11 protein-coding genes and 4 pseudogenes are annotated in these 16,657 nt (G+C 69.0%); 7 read left to right on the top strand and 8 right to left on the bottom strand.

The features are described from left to right. Position 1 precedes the first annotated feature (1 nt). The gene (locus ABD858_RS31790; RefSeq protein WP_345044065.1) at positions 2–1,030 is read left to right on the top strand and encodes an ATP-binding cassette domain-containing protein; all 1,029 of its coding nucleotides are present in this window, start codon (positions 2–4) and stop codon (positions 1,028–1,030) included. Beyond that, positions 1,027–1,815, top strand: a complete 789-nt coding sequence (locus ABD858_RS31785; RefSeq protein WP_345044063.1) for an ABC transporter permease — start codon at positions 1,027–1,029, stop codon at positions 1,813–1,815. Before ABD858_RS31790 ends, ABD858_RS31785 begins: the two co-directional genes overlap by 4 nt. A 231-nt stretch (positions 1,816–2,046) precedes the next feature. On the opposite strand, the gene ABD858_RS31780 is transcribed toward ABD858_RS31785, so the two are convergent. Beyond that, positions 2,047–3,459, bottom strand: coding sequence for an aminopeptidase P family protein (locus tag ABD858_RS31780; RefSeq protein WP_345044060.1), 1,413 nt, complete (start codon positions 3,457–3,459; stop codon positions 2,047–2,049). Positions 3,460–3,702: 243 nt separating this feature from the next. Between ABD858_RS31780 and ABD858_RS31775 the strand changes: the two genes are divergently transcribed. After that, positions 3,703–4,686 carry a LuxR family transcriptional regulator gene (locus tag ABD858_RS31775; RefSeq protein ID WP_345044058.1) on the top strand — a complete coding sequence of 328 codons (984 nt, stop codon included), beginning with the start codon at positions 3,703–3,705 and terminating at the stop codon, positions 4,684–4,686. A 145-nt stretch (positions 4,687–4,831) separates the two neighbouring features. On the opposite strand, the gene ABD858_RS31770 is transcribed toward ABD858_RS31775, so the two are convergent. The 4 genes and pseudogenes from ABD858_RS31770 to ABD858_RS31755 form a co-directional block, all read right to left on the bottom strand. Further along, positions 4,832–5,704, bottom strand: a complete 873-nt coding sequence (locus ABD858_RS31770) for an NAD(P)-dependent oxidoreductase (protein ID WP_345044056.1) — start codon at positions 5,702–5,704, stop codon at positions 4,832–4,834. A 65-nt stretch (positions 5,705–5,769) separates the two neighbouring features. Beyond that, complete coding sequence (locus ABD858_RS36965; RefSeq protein ID WP_425586289.1) at positions 5,770–5,889, bottom strand: aldehyde dehydrogenase family protein; 120 nt, start codon at positions 5,887–5,889, stop codon at positions 5,770–5,772. Positions 5,890–6,097: 208 nt separating this feature from the next. Continuing rightward, on the bottom strand, positions 6,098–7,183 hold the full coding sequence (locus ABD858_RS31760) for a sulfite oxidase (protein ID WP_345044053.1): 1,086 nt from the start codon (positions 7,181–7,183) through the stop codon (positions 6,098–6,100). 152 nt (positions 7,184–7,335) lie between these two features. Continuing rightward, positions 7,336–8,507: pseudogene (locus ABD858_RS31755) on the bottom strand (RNA-guided endonuclease InsQ/TnpB family protein); the annotation flags it as partial. Between the two features lie 504 nt (positions 8,508–9,011). Here ABD858_RS31755 and uppS point away from each other — a divergent pair. The 3 genes from uppS to ABD858_RS31740 all read left to right on the top strand — a co-directional run bounded on the left by uppS (position 9,012) and on the right by ABD858_RS31740 (position 12,922). After that, positions 9,012–9,719: a polyprenyl diphosphate synthase gene (uppS, locus tag ABD858_RS31750; RefSeq protein WP_345044051.1), complete on the top strand. Its 708-nt coding sequence runs from the start codon at positions 9,012–9,014 to the stop codon at positions 9,717–9,719. A gap of 95 nt (positions 9,720–9,814) precedes the next feature. Then, entirely contained in the window at positions 9,815–11,224 is a 1,410-nt protein-coding gene (locus tag ABD858_RS31745; protein WP_345045053.1) for an oxygenase MpaB family protein, read from the top strand. 648 nt (positions 11,225–11,872) lie between these two features. After that, positions 11,873–12,922 (top strand): fatty acid desaturase family protein, encoded by a 1,050-nt coding sequence (locus tag ABD858_RS31740; RefSeq protein ID WP_345044048.1) that lies wholly within the window; start codon positions 11,873–11,875, stop codon positions 12,920–12,922. Between the two features lie 95 nt (positions 12,923–13,017). Here the strand turns inward: ABD858_RS31740 and ABD858_RS31735 are convergent. Both ABD858_RS31735 and ABD858_RS31730 read right to left on the bottom strand, forming a co-directional pair. Beyond that, a pseudogene (locus ABD858_RS31735) lies at positions 13,018–13,250 on the bottom strand (peptidoglycan-binding protein); the annotation flags it as partial. After that, a pseudogene (locus tag ABD858_RS31730) lies at positions 13,247–13,677 on the bottom strand (hypothetical protein); the annotation flags it as partial. The pseudogenes ABD858_RS31735 and ABD858_RS31730, both read right to left, overlap by 4 nt. Before the next feature lie 444 nt (positions 13,678–14,121). On the opposite strand from ABD858_RS31730, the gene ABD858_RS31725 reads away from it, so the two are divergent. Continuing rightward, positions 14,122–16,323, top strand: coding sequence for a M4 family metallopeptidase (locus ABD858_RS31725; protein WP_345045051.1), 2,202 nt, complete (start codon positions 14,122–14,124; stop codon positions 16,321–16,323). A 127-nt stretch (positions 16,324–16,450) separates the two neighbouring features. Here the strand turns inward: ABD858_RS31725 and ABD858_RS31720 are convergent. Further along, positions 16,451–16,606, bottom strand: a pseudogene (locus ABD858_RS31720) (NF041680 family putative transposase); the annotation flags it as partial. Between the last annotated feature and the right edge of the window lie 51 nt (positions 16,607–16,657).

Here is a 16,657-nt window from a genome sequence, read left to right as displayed (position 1 = left end):
CATGACCGACTTGGCCATCGCGGCGAACCGGCTGCGCAAGTCCTACGGCGACAAGACCGTCCTCGACGGCATCGACCTGACCGTCCCGGAAGGAACGGTCTTCTCCCTGCTCGGCCCGAACGGCGCCGGCAAGACCACCGCCGTCAAGATCCTCTCCACCCTCACCTCCCCCGACCCCGCCTCCGGCCGGATCCACATCGGCGGCCACGACCTCGCCACCGACCCGCAAGCCGTACGCGCCGCGATCGGCGTCACCGGACAGTTCTCCGCCGTCGACGGCCTGATCACCGGCGAGGAGAACATGCTCCTCATGGCGGACCTGCACCACCTGCCCAAGCAAGAGGGACGGCGGGTCGCCGCCGAGCTGCTGGAGCGCTTCGACCTCACCGAGGCCGCGAAGCAGCCCGCCTCCACCTACTCCGGCGGCATGAAGCGCCGCCTCGACATCGCCATGACCCTGGTCGGCAGCCCGCGGATCATCTTCCTCGACGAGCCGACCACCGGCCTCGACCCGCGCAGTCGCCACAACATGTGGCAGATCATCCGCGAACTCGTCACCGGCGGCGTCACCGTCTTCCTCACCACCCAATACCTGGAAGAGGCCGACGAGCTCGCCGACCGCATCGCCGTCCTCACAGACGGCAGGATCGCCGCCGAAGGCACCGCAGAGGAGCTGAAGCGGCTGATCCCCAGCGGGCATGTCCGGCTCCGTTTCACCGACCCGGCCGCGTACCAGTTCGCCGCCTCCGCGCTGCGCGAGGTCACCCTCCCCCAACCTCTCGGCTTCGCTCGAACAGGGGGTGCCCCCATCGACGAGGCGCTGTCGCTGCAGATCCCCAGCAACGGCACCCAGCGCGAGCTGCGCTCCATCCTCGACCGGCTGGAATCGGCCGGCATCGAGGCGGACGAGCTGACCGTGCACACCCCCGACCTCGACGACGTCTTCTTCGCCCTGACCAGTAGCAGCAATGTGCCCAACCAGCCGAACCAGCCGAACCAGCCGAACCAGCCCAAGGAGACCCTGCGATGAGCTCCTTCCCCCTCGCCGTGCGCGACTCGTCCACGATGCTGCGCCGCAACCTGCTCCACGCCCGGCGCTATCCCTCCCTCACCCTGAACCTGCTGCTCACGCCGATCATGCTGCTGCTCCTCTTCGTCTACATCTTCGGCGACGCGATGAGCGCGGGCCTCGGCAGCGACGCCGACCGCTCCGACTACATCGCCTACCTCGTGCCGGGCCTGCTGCTGATGACCATCGGCTCCACCACGATCGGCACCGCGGTCTCCGTCTCCAACGACATGACCGAGGGCATCATCGCCCGCTTCCGCACCATGGCCATCCACCGCGGCTCCGTGATCATCGGACACGTCATCGGCAGCGTCCTGCAGTCGATCACGAGCGTGGTCCTTGTCGGCGCCGTCGCCGTGGCCATCGGCTTCCGCTCCACGGACGCCACGACCCTGGAGTGGATCGCGGCATTCGGACTGGTCACGCTGTTCGCCCTGGCGCTCACCTGGATCGCGGTCGGGATGGGCCTGGTCAGCCCGAACGCCGAGGCAGCCAGCAACAACGCGATGCCGCTGATCTTCCTCCCGCTCATCTCCAGCACCTTCGTCCCCCTGCACACCATGCCGGGCTGGTTCCAGCCGATCGCCGAGTACCAGCCGTTCACGCCCGCCATCGAGACCCTGCGCGGACTCCTCCTCGGCACCGAGATCGGCAACAACGGGTGGATCGCCATTGCCTGGTGCCTGGGTCTCGCCGCACTCGGCTACCGCTGGTCGCAGGCACAGTTCAACCGCGACCCCAAATAGGCGACATGAGCGCGAGGACTGCCTCCCGCAGCCCGTCCCACCCCAGGGCGGCGTACCCCGGACACCGCGCCGGCGTATGCCGCCAGCAGCGGCGCACGCGGGTGCACCCGTGGCAACGGGACGCATCCGCGTGCGCGCCAGTCGGCATCAACAGCCTTGCAATGACTGCGACTTCGCGTACAAAGCGGCACGCTTCACACGCCGAAAGCCACAGCCCCTTGTGTGACGCACTCAGCCCGCAAACCGGGCCATCCACGCCTCGACGTCGTCCGCGGACCGCGGCAGGCCCGCCGACAGGTTCTCGTGGCCGCCGTCGGTGACGACCAGGTCGTCCTCGATCCGGACCCCGATGCCGCGCCACTCCTCGGGCACGGTGAGATCGTCCGGCTGGAAGTACAGGCCGGGCTCGACGGTGAGCACCATGCCCGGCTCCAGCACGCCGTCGACGTACTCCTCGTTGCGGGCCGCCGCGCAGTCGTGGACGTCGAGCCCAAGCATGTGGCCGGTGCCGGCCATGGTGAATCGGCGCTGCAGGCCGAGTTCGTACGCCTGGTCGGCCGGGCCCTCGATGAAGCCCCACTCGACCAGCTTCGCCGCCAGGTAGCGCTGGGACGCCTCGTGGAAGTCGCGGTACTGGGCGCCCGGCTTGACGGCGGCCATGCCCGCCTCCTGGGCCTCGTACACCGCGTCGTAGACCTTGCGCTGCACGGGCGTGAAGGTCCCGCTGATCGGGAGGGTGCGCGTGACGTCGGCGGTGTAGAGGGTGTGCGTCTCCACGCCCGCGTCGAGCAGGAGCAGGTCGCCGGGGCGCACCGGGCCGTCGTTCTCCGTCCAGTGCATGATCGTGGCGTGCTCGCCCGCCGCGCAGATCGATCCGTAGCCGACGGAGTTGCCCTCCAGGCGTGCGCGGCGGAAGAACGTTCCCTCAATCCACCGCTCGGACGACGCGATCGCCCGGGAGAGCTCGCCGACGACGTCGGTGAATCCGCGCACGGTGGAGTCCACGGCCTTGCGCATCTCGGCCAGTTCCCACGCGTCCTTGACGAGGCGGAGATCGCTGAGCGCCTCTTCCAGTTCGGCGTCGCGCTCCTCGTCGGTGGTGACGGCAGCCTCCAGGGCCGGGTCGATGCCGCGGACGATCCGGGTCGGCGCGCCGGAGGCGGCGGCCAGGTCGTCGGCCGCCGTGCGGACGTCTCGGCAGGGCAGGCCGAGCACGAGCTCCGACTCGGCAAGGGAACGGCGTCGGCCCATCCACAGTTCGGCGGTGTAGCCGAGCCAGAACTCGTCTGTGTCCCTGCTGTCCCGCGGCAGCTGATAGCAGTAGGCGTCGTGGCCGCCGTCCGCGCGGGGTTCGAGGACGAGCGCGCCATCCCGGGCCTGGTCCCCGGTCATGTGCACATAGCCCGAGTACGGCCGGAACGGGTAGGTGTCGTCGTTCGAGCGGACCTTGAGATTCCCCGAAGGGATCACGAGGCGTTCGCCGGGGAAGCGCACGGAGAGCGCGGCGCGGCGGCGGGCCGCGTACGGAGCCTGCTCAGCGAGCTGCAGGTCGTGCCGCTCGGTATCCGCCCACCCCGTCCGCATCAGAGCGGACAGCTCCTCGGAGATACCTGAGTAGAGGCCGTTCTTCCGACCCTTCGCCACGTCGTCCACCTTCTTCCGGATGGGTTCCTCAACGACGAGGGGTCGGCAGGCGCGTACGGACAGGTCGCTCGCCCCGCCCGGTGCAGCCCCGGCCGCCCTCGCCGCCGCCAGTCGTCGGCGGCTCCTGGACGGTACCCCGTACCGCGCGCGCCTGGTGCCCAAGGATGCCACTGGCACAGATCGGCCACCACTGGTTGCGGCCCGCGTGCCCGGGCCTCACGGGAGCCGTCGATAATGCGGCGTATGGCGAACGCAAAACTCAGCGAGGCCCTTCGGCTTCTGGGGATCGATCACGCGGCGAGCCGGGTCTATCTGGCGCTGCTGGAGCTGGCCCCCGCTCCGCTGAGTGCGATCGGAGCCGCGGCCGGTCTGGGCGGCGCGGAACTCGCCGCGGCGTACGGCCACCTGGTCGACGCCGGTCTGGCCAGTGCCGCCGATGAGGGCGCGGACGTGGTGGCTCCGGTTCCGCCGAGCGCAGGCCTGGAGATCCTCGCTCGGCACCGGGCGGCCGAGGTGGAGGAGTCGCGCATCACCGTCGGTGGCGCGTTCGAGTCGTTCCGGCGACATCGGCTCGCCGCGTACAACGACAACCTCGTGGAGGTCGTCACCGGTGACGCCATCGGCCACAGGATGCGCCACGCGTGGGCCAGCGCCCGCGAACAGATCCGGCAGCTCGAGTCACCGCCGTACTTCCCCCTGCCCGGCGCCATCGACGACTCGCTCGCCACGCTCGCCCGCGGGGTGACGCAGCGTGTCGTGTACTCACGGGAGTCGCTGGAGCATCCGGGACGCCTGAAGGAGGCCATCGAACCGGCCATCGAGGCCGGCGAACAGGCCAGGGTGCTGCCGTCCGTGCCGGTCAAGCTCGTGATCATCGACGAGGCGTACGCGCTCGTGTCGTTGTCGATCAAAGAGGCCGACGTGCACAACACCATGCTGGTCGTGCAGCCGTGCGGGCTGCTCTCCGCGCTCGTGGCACTGTTCGAGCAGTCCTGGCAGAAAGCCCTGCCGTTCCACGGCCGCACCACCGGCCCGGGCGGCCTGCCGCCCGCCGACCGCCGCTTGCTGTGGCTCCTCGCGGGCGGCGCGAGCGACGACGTCATCGCCCGCGAGATGGGAATCAGCCGCCGCACGCTGTTCCGCCGGCTGCAGATCCTGATGGCCCGCCTCGGCGCCGCGAACCGCTTCCAGATGGCCCTGCAGGCGCAACGCTGCGGATGGTTGTGACCGGCACGCTGCGGAGCGAGACCGACGGGGTGCACCGCGGGCGAGCCGACCGGGCCGGCCCGGCCGGCGGCGAGCGGCGCCGGGCCGCCTCACTTCACGAGTGTGCGGCGCGGCATCGCACGGCCCGCGTCGGCGCCCGCGCGCGTCAGCGTCCCGCCCTTCTCCGGGCGACCTCGGCGAGCACGGCCCAGTCGTGCTCGGACCAGCCCACCGCTAGGGCTTCGAGCAGGGCGTCCCGCACGAGGCTGCCGGTGGGCAGTGCCACATCGTGCTGATGCGCCGCCGACAGAGCGAGGTTCACGTCCTTCAGCCCGAGCCGCGCCGTGAACCCGGGCGGCTCGTAACGTCGCTCGGCCATGAGACCGCCGTACGTGCTGTAGACCGGTCCCGGGAACACTGTGCTACTGATCAGCTCGACGAACGCGGAGGCGTCGATGCCGTACGACTCCACCAGCGACGTCGCCTCCGCGGTGGCCTCGATCGCGGAGGCCAGCAGGAAGTTGGCCGCGATCTTGACCACGTTGGCGCGGGACGGGTCGTCCCCGAGCTCCCAGATCCGCCCGGCCAGCGGCTCGAGCACCGGCCTTGCCAGGGCCAGCGCCGCGGGGTCGCCGGCGGCCAGGACGTTCAGCTTCCCGGCCGCCGCCACCTCGGCCCGGCCCAGCACCGGGGCCGCCACATAGCCGATGCCCCGCTGTGCGTGCTGCTGCGCCGCCTCGGCGGCAAAGTCGGCCGACATCGTCGCCAGGTTCACGTGCACCCGGCAGCCGGCGCCGTCCAGCACCCCGCTGTCCAGGATCAGCGACCGGACGCTCACGTCGTCGGACAGCGCGCTCATGACCACGGGGAGCTCGAACACCTCCGCGAGGTCCGCCGCGGCCTCCGCCCCTTCCGCGCACAGCTCCTCGACGGCGGGCCGCGACCTGTTCCACACCATCACGCGGTGCCCGGCGGCCAGCAGCCTGCGCACCATCGGGCGGCCCATCGTGCCGAGCCCGACGAACCCGACCCTATCCATCACTCTCGCTCCTTTCCTACGCTCCGTCGCCACGTGCGGAACGTCGGTCACCAGCGGACCATCGGTCACGACTGGGTCGCGATCATCTTGCTCTCGGTGTACTCCGGCAGGCCCTCATGACCGCCCTCGCGACCCAGACCCGACTCCTTCACCCCGCCGAACGGTGCGGCGGGATCGGGAACCACGCCGCGATTGAGGCCGGACCACGCCGATCTCCAGCCGCTCACAGGCCCAACGCGAGGTAGCGGGTGTAGACGTATCCCACCAGCCCACCTCACATCGATTCTGATCAACGAATCAACGCAGCAGGTAGAGGCGAGGTCACGCTGCACATGGGCACGCTCCCGGCACGCGCCGTACGACGCATTACCGGCGACTGCGGCCACGACGGGCTCAGGGGTGGCAGGTGACGTTCAGGCGGGCCCAGGAGTTGTTGGCGTACCCCTTGGGGTTCCAGACGGTCGCCGGTGATTCGGGCTGGACGGCTGCGGTGGAGTCCCAGGCCCGGGCGACCAGCTCCGTCTCGCCTGCAGGCAGGGTGAGGGTGGCACGCCAGTGCTGCCACGTCCATGGATTCTCCGGTGCGTCCAGATCGGCGTGGATCCAGGTGCTGCCGCCGTCGCCGGATACGTCCACGCGTGCCACGGTCCGGTCATCCCCGGCGAAGGCGAAGCCGGTGACGTCGGTGGGCCCTGCAGGTAGCTGGGCGCCTTCGTCGGGTCGCAGGATGGCGCAGTGAAGGGTAATCGGGCCCAAGGTGATGCCGTCGCCGGGTTCGGTCTTGTGGGGATCGGCCTCCGGGGGCAGGACGCTGTAGGCGGTTTGGAAGTAGTTGTCGGTCGGTTCGGCCTGGGCAGTGATGCGCTGGAGCCATTTGACGCTGCGGGCTCCGATCCAGCCCGGGACGACCACACGCAGGGGGGCGCCGTGCGCGATGGGCAGCGCCTGATCGTTCATGGCCCAGGCCAAGAGCACTTCGCTGGATGTGGCTTTCGCCGCCGGGATGGAGGCGCCGAAGGGCTGTGGAGGGTAGGCCTCCTGTGACACGTCGGCGCCGGTGAAGGCGATGTGGGCTGCCTGAGCCTGTAGCCCGGCCTCGGCCAGCACATTTGCCAGGCCCACTCCGCTCCAGCATGCGGTGGAGGTGGCTCCCGGGCCCCAGGGCTCCTGGCCGGGGATGTCGCGGAACCGCATCAGATCGGCGCGCCGGTTGCCTGCACACTGCAGTGTCGCCACCACCGTCCGCTCGGGGAAGCGGCGCTGCAGTTCGTCCATCGACAGCTCGAGCGGGCGATCGACCAGACCGTCTACCCGCAGCCGCCAGCTCGCCGCATCGATGCGGGGGATCGGCCCGTGATTGCGGCCGTAGAAGGTGTCCAGTGGGGTGATCTGATCCAGGAGTGCGCCCGGGGGTGGCTCAGCGTTGTACGGCTCGACTTCGTGCACCACCATGTCGCCCCGTTTGTCCCATGTGCCCATGCGGCTACTATCCTCGAACTCCCCCGAATCGGCAGTTTTCCGATCCCGCTCAATTCGGCGGCAGCCACAGCGCACGCAGTGCCGCGGCGCCCGCGGCGGGAAAGGCGGGTGAGGTTCCCCTCCAGGGACGGGGCGTCGTACCGGAAGCCCACGAGGACGTTCAGGGCACCGACGTGGTCCGCGTTCGCGGTGAACCTGCACGCGTGCACTGGAATTTCCTTTGGGTGACGCGGTTCTCCTTCGCGACGTGTCCGCAGGACGGACACGTGCGGGAGGTGTTGCGGGGGTCCACGGCGATGACGGTCCGACCGGCGCTTTCAGCCTTGTTGGCGAGGATCGCGAGGAACACCCCCCAACCCGCGTCGAGGATGCTGCGGTTGAGCCCGGCCTTGGCGGCGGCGCCGTTCGGCAGGAACACACCGGGCGCGTCGGGCCTGGGCTTGGGCTTGGGGGTGCGGGTCATGCCGGCCGTGTTCAGCCGTTCGTGCGCAATCACGTCGTGGTCCCGCACGAGGGCAAGCGCGGTCTTGTGGTGGAAGTCGGCCCGCCGACGGCGGATCTTCGCATACAGCGTGGCCACGCGGCGGGCTGCGGCGCGGTGCTTCTTCGTCCGCTGCCTGGTCCGCCCGGGGAACGTGGCCAGGTGCCGCTGGGCTCCGGCCAGCTCGTCGACTGCCTGGTCGAGGACGCGCGGGTTGGCGACATGCCGGCCGTCGGAAGTGGTCAGGAAGTGCGTGACGCCCATGTCGATCCCGGACACCGCTCCCGTGGCCTGGAGCGGTTCGGCGGGGACAGCGTCGCAGGACAGGACGACGTACCAGCGCTTGCCCTCGCGCTTGACGGCGATCGTCTTCACGCGTCCCTTGACCGGCCGGTGCCGGTGGACGCGGACGTGCCCGATGCCCTGAAGACGTACACGAGTCCGGCGGTCGTGGGGAGTGGAGTCCCACCGGCAGCCGTCGCCGTCCCTGGGAAAGATCACGGTGTCGAAGTGGCCGACACCCTTGAAGCGCGGGTAGCCGGGCGTCTCCCCCTTCTTCACCCGCCGGAAGAACGCGGCGAACGCCTTGTCGAGGCGGCGCAGGGTGGCCTGCTGGGAGGAGAACGACCAGCGGCCCTGCCGCTCCGGGTCGAACGCCCGGATCTCCTTCAGCTGCACCGACTGGTCCCCGTACCGGACCGTGGTTTTCGATACGTGACGGTAGGCGTCCCGGCGCTCCTGCAACGCGCCGTTGTACAGCGAGCAGTGGTCGGCCAGCATCTCCACAAGGGCCTGGGTCTGCCGGGCAGTGGGCCGCAGCAAGAACTTGTACGCGCGCAACACCGCAGCCCACCTCCCTCTCGTTTTCCCCTGGTCAAGCCTGGTGGATTCACCCTACCGGCCGCCACCGACAACGCAGTGAACTCCGCCGCTTCGCGGCTCCGCTCCAAGGATTCGATTCCCCCACCCGCTGAAGCCGGTGGTCCCCTCGAAAGAAGGACTGATGGCGAACCATGTTCAACTCGGCATCCCGCACAGGAACGCCGAATCGGACGCACGCACCAAGGGTGAAGCTGCAGAACTTGCACGCCCTACAGGACCGGGCACTGACACACTTCTCGGGACGATCAGATCAGCCCGTTGAGCTGCGCTGCTGATTCTTTGGCACAGCTCGATGCCTGGCCAGCGAGCAGCCGCGGCAGCCGGAGGCGGGCCAGTCGGGCGGTTGCTCGTCAAGGATTGGGAAGGCATCACGGCAGATGCTGGGGGGTGGCCGTGACGGTTCAGCAGGCTGCGAGCGGTTCTGACGCCGCTCCTCGTCTCCCGGACAGCGAGGGGCCGCGCGGAGTGCCACGTCACGTCGCTTGCGTGATGGACGGAAACGGCCGGTGGGCAGCACAGCGGTCGCTTCCGCGTACATCGGGTCACCGTGCCGCGGAGACAACTGTGATCGACGTCATCGAGGCGGCGAGGGCGGCCGGAGTCGCATGGCTGAGCCTGTACGCGTTCTCCACTGAGAACTGGCGGCGCCCGAGCGTCGAGGTCGATTTCCTCATGCAGTTGGTGCGCCGCGTGGTGCGCAAACACGCCCCGCTGCTGCACGCGCGGGGAATCCGCTGTCGTTTCCTCGGTGTGACGGATCCACGGATTCCCCCGGCGCTGGCCCGGGACTTCGCCGACCTGATGACGCTGACCGGCGACAACCGGGGCATGACGCTGACCGTCGCTTTCGATCACGGCGGACGCAGGGACATCGTCGAGGCCGCACGGTCACTGATCCGCAGTGGTATACCGACCGACGCCGTGACCGAGCAGACGTTCGCCGCCCATCTGCCCTTTCCCGACACTCCCGATGTGGACCTGGTCATCCGTACCTCTGGTGAGCAGCGCATCTCCAACTTCATGCTGTGGCAGGTCGCCTACGCCGAATGGGTCTTCCCGTCGGTGCTGTGGCCCGACTTCCGCGCACCGCACTTCCTGGAGTGCCTGCACACCTATCAGCAACGCGATCGCCGCTTCGGCAGCGTGCGGCCCAACCCGAACGGAGGACTTTGATGGTGACCAACGCAGGCGCCGGATACCCCGGCAGCACCGGTGCCGGCGTCGCTGGCGGCGGCTCCCAACGGCCCGCCACTGGAGGCACAGGGCCCATGTTCGGCCCGGGCTCGCAGTTCAGCGAGTTCATCAACGACCCGCGCTGGGCGCTGGCCGTGGTCCGTGCCACCGTGCTGGAAGCCGCTCACCCGCAGATCGGCGCCGCCCTGATCGACAACTCCACGTTCGTTGCCCACCCCTGGCGACGGCTGCGCAACACCTTCCTGAGCTTGCACCGCATGTTCGGCGCCGACGATCACGCGCGGCACAGGGAGGCGGCGCGGCTCAATCGCCTGCACGCACGGCTGAAGGGAACCGACGCGCGCAACCGGCCCTACAACGCCATGGACCCCAACGTGCGCGCCTGGGTGGTCGCGACTCTGTTCGAGAGCACCGTCACCATGTGCCGGCTGAGCGGACAACCCCTCGAGCAGGAGGCCATGGAGCGGCTGTACGCCGAATTCCAGGCGTTCCTCGCCGCTCTGGGAGACGAAGCCGGCCACCTGCCCGACACCCTGAACGAGTTCTGGCAGTACTACGACCGCGTAGTCGAGGAGGAACTGGAGAACACGGAGGCGATGCGCGTCATCCTCTACAAGCTCTTCGACCATCTCCCCGCTCCGCCTCTCCTGAACGGTCTGCCTACCCTGTGGGCGACCGGCCGCGCCGTCGCCGGCCCGGTCATCGGAGCGATCACCGCGGCTTCCCTCCCTGAGCCCTTCCGCCGACGGGCGGGACTGCCTGAAATGCCCGGCGCCCAGACCTTGGTGCAAAGCGCCTACCTGGCCGTCGGCCTGGCCCGATTCCTCCCCGACAGCTGGATCCAGGCAGAAGGCCTCGCCGACCTGCTGGCCCTCTCCCCTGACAGCGACGACCCGCGGGCAAGGACCATCGCTGCCCTGCACAGCAAGATGAAGCGAGCCGGAGCCCTGTTCAGGCTCATCACACCCCTTCCCCCGCAACCGGAACCCGCCACGGAAACAGGGACGCAGCGCAGCGCGGAGGAGTTCTTCCGTCAGGTACTGGACCAGACCGGCGACGGCTACCTGGACTGGCCGGACCTCGCTGCCATGGCCCGAGAGCTGTCCGGCCGCCTCGACCTGGACGAGCCTGAGGAAACCAGGCTCTACAACGCCTACGCCGACTGGTGGCGGGAACTCCAGAAACTCCTCGACACCGACGGCGACGGCCGCGTCAGCGCCCAGGAGTACGCCACAGCTGTTCCATCCCTGGCCGGACCCGCGCTGATCAGAGTTGCCGAGGTCCTCTTCGACATCACCGACAAAGACGGCAACCAGCACATCGACGCAGAGGAATACCGGGCCCTGTTCCAGACCGCGTTCCACCGCGACACGACCGGCGCCGACAGAACGTACACCCGCAGCGCGTTCGTCAAGGACTTCCTGTCCTTCATGTCTGGCCGCCAGCGTTCGACCCCCTACGACCCACTGCTCGCCGAAGCGTAACCACCTGCCAGCGCAATCTGGGCTTGCGGCCCCGCAGCCCGTGTACAGTCCACGGCCGTCAGCTCCCCAACCACGCCCGTACACCTGCACGACCTGGACGAGCGTCCGGCCCCGGGAAGACTCACGCAACAGCCAGGCGCAACCGTTGGTGCAACATGCCGCAGCCTGGCGCGGTTCAGCGCCCCTGGTCCAAAGAGGCCGCCCGGACGTCCCTCATGCGGCGCGGGCCGCTTCCCGGGCGCGGGCCGTCTGCCACAGCTGCGTGCATACCACCGGCGCCGACGGGCGGTGTTCCGGTAGGGATGCCATCACAGGCGTACCTCCCAGCGGCCCGGGACAGATCGTGACCTGGGGTTTCGTGGCTGCGAGGTAGCGGTTGTTCTCGTATTTGACGGGCGGGAAGTGGCCTGTCCCACCGTGGAGTCGCCGGTGCCCCAGGACGAGTGACCGTGCCCGCTGTCCTGGTTCGGCCCGCGCGAAGCGGCAGGCGATCCGGCCCATCAGGTTCTCGAACATGTCCAGCCAGCGGGCGCCATCCGGCCCCCCAACCTCTATTCGCGGACGGCGCCGACAGTGGGGTTCTCCCTACCCCGAATGGGGACGTTAACGGGATTACGGCAGCTCGGCCCGGTGAGCAGACTGGCGTTCATGACGTTCGAAGCCCTGGTCCCGCCAGCTCCGCCCGTGCCGGAAATCCGGGAGACGGGCAGCGATTTCGCCGCTCTGTCCCGCCAGATCACGGAAGCGGGACTGCTGGACCGGCGACCGCTCTACTACACGGTACGGTTCACGCTGGTGGGTCTCTCCCTCGTCGCCGGCGTCGCGGCGCTGGTCGCCGTCGGCGACTCCTGGGCGCAGCTGCTGGTCGCCGCAGCCATGTCCGTGGTCTTCGGTCAAATAGCCATGCTGGCCCACGACCTGGCGCACAAGCAGGTCTTCACCTCCCGCCGGGCGAGTGAGGGCTGGGGCATTTTCGTCGCCGATTTCCTGATGGGCATGAGCTACGGCTGGTGGATGAACAAGCACAACCGCCACCACGCCAACCCCAACCACGAGGAGAAGGACCCGGACGTCTCACCCGACATCCTGATCTGGTCCAAGCGCCAGGCCCGGGCGGCAAAGGGGCTCCCCCGGTTCATCGGCAAGCACCAGTCCCGGCTGTTCTTCCCGCTGCTCATGCTGGAAGGTCCGAACCTCAGCTTCAACAGCTTCCGCGCCCTCAACAAGCCGACCATGAAGCGCCCCGTCGTCGAAGGCACCCTGCTCGTCGCCCACTTCGTGCTCTACCTGGGCGGGCTCTTCCTGCTCCTGCCCCCTGGGCTGGCCGTCGCCTTCATCGCCGTCCACCAGGCGCTGTTCGGCGTCTACCTCGGCTGCGTCTTCGCCCCCAACCACAAGGGCATGGCGATGGTCACCAACGAGGACCGGCTCGACTTCCTCCGCCGTCAGGTGCTGACCTCCCGCAACGTGAAGGGCGGCCCGTTCATCGACGTCCTCATGGGCGGGCTCAACTACCAAATCGAGCACCACCTCTTCCCCAGCATGCCGACCCCCGCCCTCCGCAAGGCGCAGCTCATCACCGAGCGGTACTGCGTCGAACTCGGAGTCTCCTACCATCAGACCGGGCTCCTCGCGTCCCACCGGGAGGCGCTGCGCCACATGCGCGCCATCGGCGAGCCCATCCGGTTGGAGTTCTGACCGGATGGCGACGCCACACAGACTCCGGTCCGGTGCCCTCCGCTCATCATCCGCCGTATAACGGCCGCACCGGGCCGGTATCCCGCCCGGCTTTTGACGGTGCCCTCGACGGCGGACTTGACCGCACGGCGCTGCGCGAAGTCAAGCTTGCCGTCGACCGTCTTGGACTGGACGAGGTCGGTGCGTACGACGGTCGCGGTGGCGGGCGGCAGGTCGCCGCCCCTTCCGGAGGCGCCCGCGTCGCCGCCGTCGCCGAGGACAGAACGCCTCCGGTGACGGCGGCGACGGTCACCGCGCCGAGCGCGAGGAGGGTGGTGCGGCGCTTCACTGCATGCCGTCCAGACCGTCGAGCAGTTTCGGCTTGCATGCCTCACGGGCCTTCTTATACGTCGGAGAACTCGAGTCGATGGACGGGGCCGCGGGATTCGGGTCACCGCCCGGCTGGGAGTTGCCGCCGCTCATGGTCGGATTGGTGAACCGGGAGACGCCGTTGTCCCGCATGCACTTGGCGTGCGCGAGCATCGACTCGTAGTCCTTCTGCTGGTCGCGCTCGGGCTGGGCCCCGAGGCGGCCCGCAACTCGGCGACGCAGGCACCGTTCTTGCCACCCTTGATGCCTTCATTACGCCCGGACTGGGAGCCGATCTCGTTGACCTTGTCCCAGTCGGGATACCCGCTGAGCATGGGGGCGGGGAAGTCCTTGTAGCCGCTCTTGGCCCGCATGCACTGGACGTACTTCATCTGGTCGTCGTAGAAATCGTCGACCGCTACCTGGCCGCCACGATCGTCACGCTCCGTATGGTCATCCGGCGCGCCACCCATCTCTACCGCTGGGACGGCGCCCGGCCACCAAAGGGCTCAAGTGACCCCTACTGCAGGGAAGTCCAACGAACGCCACAGATCGATCAACGACGGATTTCGGTCAAGTTGGCGCCACATGCATGACGGGTCCTCGTCAAAGCTGGCACGCTTCTGTCCAGTCGCCGCAGAGCACCCCTGCAACACACGCGCACCACACGATGCGGCGATCACGTCGGACACCGTCCGACCCACTCGCACCTCCAGCTCTACCGGGCGGCAACACCCCCGTCTGCCCGGCTGTCTCCGGCTGTATACACCCGGCCGCCGCAGAAGGAGTTCCGTGTGACTCGATCCACCCGAAAGGCCGTCGCCGCGAGCGCGTTGATAGCCGGCGCCGCGATGATCGCGGCCGCGCTGCCGGCCGGTGTCGCCACCGCCGACACCATGAGCCAGGCCCCGGCCAAGGCCCAGGCCCGCGCCGGCGCACTGCCGGTGGAGTTGTCGCCGTCGCAGCGTGGCGAGTTGCTGGCCGCGGCGAACGCCTCCCGGGCGGTGACCGCCAGGTCGCTGCACCTGAGGTCACAGGAGGCGCTGATCGTCAAGTCCGTCCTGAAGGACGCGGACGGCAGCCTGCACACCCGCTACGAGCGGACTTTCGCCGGACTGCCGGTCCTGGGCGGCGACCTGGTCGTCCACACCGCCGCGAACGGCTCAGCCAAGGGCGTCACCAAGGCCACCGACGCGACCATCACCGTCGCCTCCACCACCGCCGCCAAGAGCGCCGGCTCCGCGAAGACCTACGCGCTGGGCCGCGCCAAGGCCAAGGGCGTCGCGAAGGCGACGGCCGGCACCGCCCGTAAGGTCGTCTGGGCCGCGTCCGGCACCCCGACCCTGGCCTGGGAGACGGTGGTCGGCGGCACCCAGGCCGACGGCACCCCTTCCGAGCTGCACGTCATCACCGACGCCAAGACCGGCAAGAAGCTGTTCGAGTTCCAGGGCATCGAGACCGGCGTCGGCAACAGCAAGTACTCCGGCCAGGTCACCATCGGCACCACACCGGCCGACGGCAGCTACTCGATGACCGACGGCACCCGCGGCGGCCACAAGACCTACGACCTCAACGGCGGCAGCTCCGGCACCGGCACACTGTTCACCGACCCGGACGACACCTGGGGCGACGGCACCACCGGCAACCGGCAGACCGCCGCCGTGGACGCCGCCTACGGCGCCCAGCTCACCTGGGACTACTACAAGGACGTCCACGGCCGCAACGGCATCAAGAACGACGGCGTCGGCGCCTACACACGCGTCCACTACGGCAACGCCTACGTCAACGCGTTCTGGTCCGACGCCTGCTTCTGCATGACCTACGGCGACGGCGCCGGCAACGCCAAGCCGCTCACCTCCATCGACGTCGGCGCCCACGAGATGACCCACGGCGTCACCTCCAACACCGCGAACCTGATCTACCGCGGCGAGTCCGGCGGCCTCAACGAGGCCACCTCCGACATCATGGCCGCCGCCGTGGAGTTCTGGGCCGACAACGCTTCCGACCCCGGCGACTACCTGGTCGGCGAGAAGATCGACATCCGCGGCAACGGCACCCCGCTGCGCTACATGGACAAGCCCTCCAAGGACGGAAGGTCCGCCGACGCCTGGTACACCGGTATCGGCTCCATCGACGTCCACTACTCCTCCGGCCCGGCCAACCACTGGTTCTACCTTGCCTCCGAGGGCAGCGGCGCCAAGACCGTCAACGGCGTGGACTACGACTCCCCGACCTCCGACGGCCTGCCGGTCACCGCGATCGGCCGGGACGCCGCCGCCAAGATCTGGTACAAGGCCCTCACCACCTACATGACCTCGTCCACCGACTACGCCGGTGCCCGCACCGCCACCCTCCAGGCCGCCGCCGACCTGTACGGGCTGGGCAGCGACACCTACATCAACACCGCCAACGCCTGGGCCGCCATCAACGTCGGCCCGCGCATCGTCAACGGCATCCTGCTGACCACCCCCGGCCCCCAGACCAGCGCGGTCGACACCGCTGCCAGCCTCCAGATCCAGGCCACCGGCTTCAACCCCGGTGTCCTTACCTACTTCGCCACCGGCCTCCCCGCGGGCCTGAAGATCAACCACGTAACCGGCCTCATCACCGGTACCCCCACCACGGTGGGCACCAGCGACGTCACCGTCACCGTCAGAGGCTCCATGCACGGCATCACCACGGCGACCTTCACCTGGTACGTCGCCAGGGGCATCGTCGAGAACACCACCGACGTGTCGATCCCGGACGGGGGCGCCGCGGTCTTCTCGGACATCGACGTCACCGGGCTCTCGGGCCAGGCGCCGAGCGACCTCAAGGTGGACGTGGACATCAAGCACACCTGGCGCGGTGACCTGGTCATCGACCTGGTCGCCCCCGACGGCACGCTGTACCCGCTGAAGAAGAGCAACTTGTCCGACTCGGCCGACAACGTGCTCGCCACCTACACGGTGGACGCCTCCAGCCAGGTCGCCAACGGCACCTGGAGGCTCCAGGTCCGGGACGCGTACCGCGGCGACACGGGCTACATCGACAACTGGAGGCTCGTCTTCTAAGAGCGTCCGGCAGTAGGCGCGCACCAGCGGTCAGAAGGTGCCCCAGATGAAGAGCAGGCACGAGCCTCGGTGATCACGGAGTTCTCCAAGCTCAGCGATCACCGGAAGGCTCGTGCCTGTCCTGCCATCAGCTTGGCGTTTGACCTCGGCGGGCTTGATGCTCCTTGATCGACTCAGCGCGTTTGACGGTCCTGCCGACGTCGTGGTGCCTGGCCCGGTGCCTGTTCTTCGAGCCAGGGGGCCGTCCAGGGCCCGGCCGGGACGGTTTCGGTGCGGCTGCCGGACCGGCTGCCGTCGCGCGGACGTCGTGAGAAGGACGTGATCGTCCTGCGGA

This window comes from Streptomyces sannanensis (assembly GCF_039536205.1).
In the GTDB taxonomy this organism is placed as follows: Bacteria; Actinomycetota; Actinomycetes; order Streptomycetales; family Streptomycetaceae; genus Streptomyces; species Streptomyces sannanensis.
This window is presented reverse-complemented; position numbering and strand designations above follow the sequence as displayed.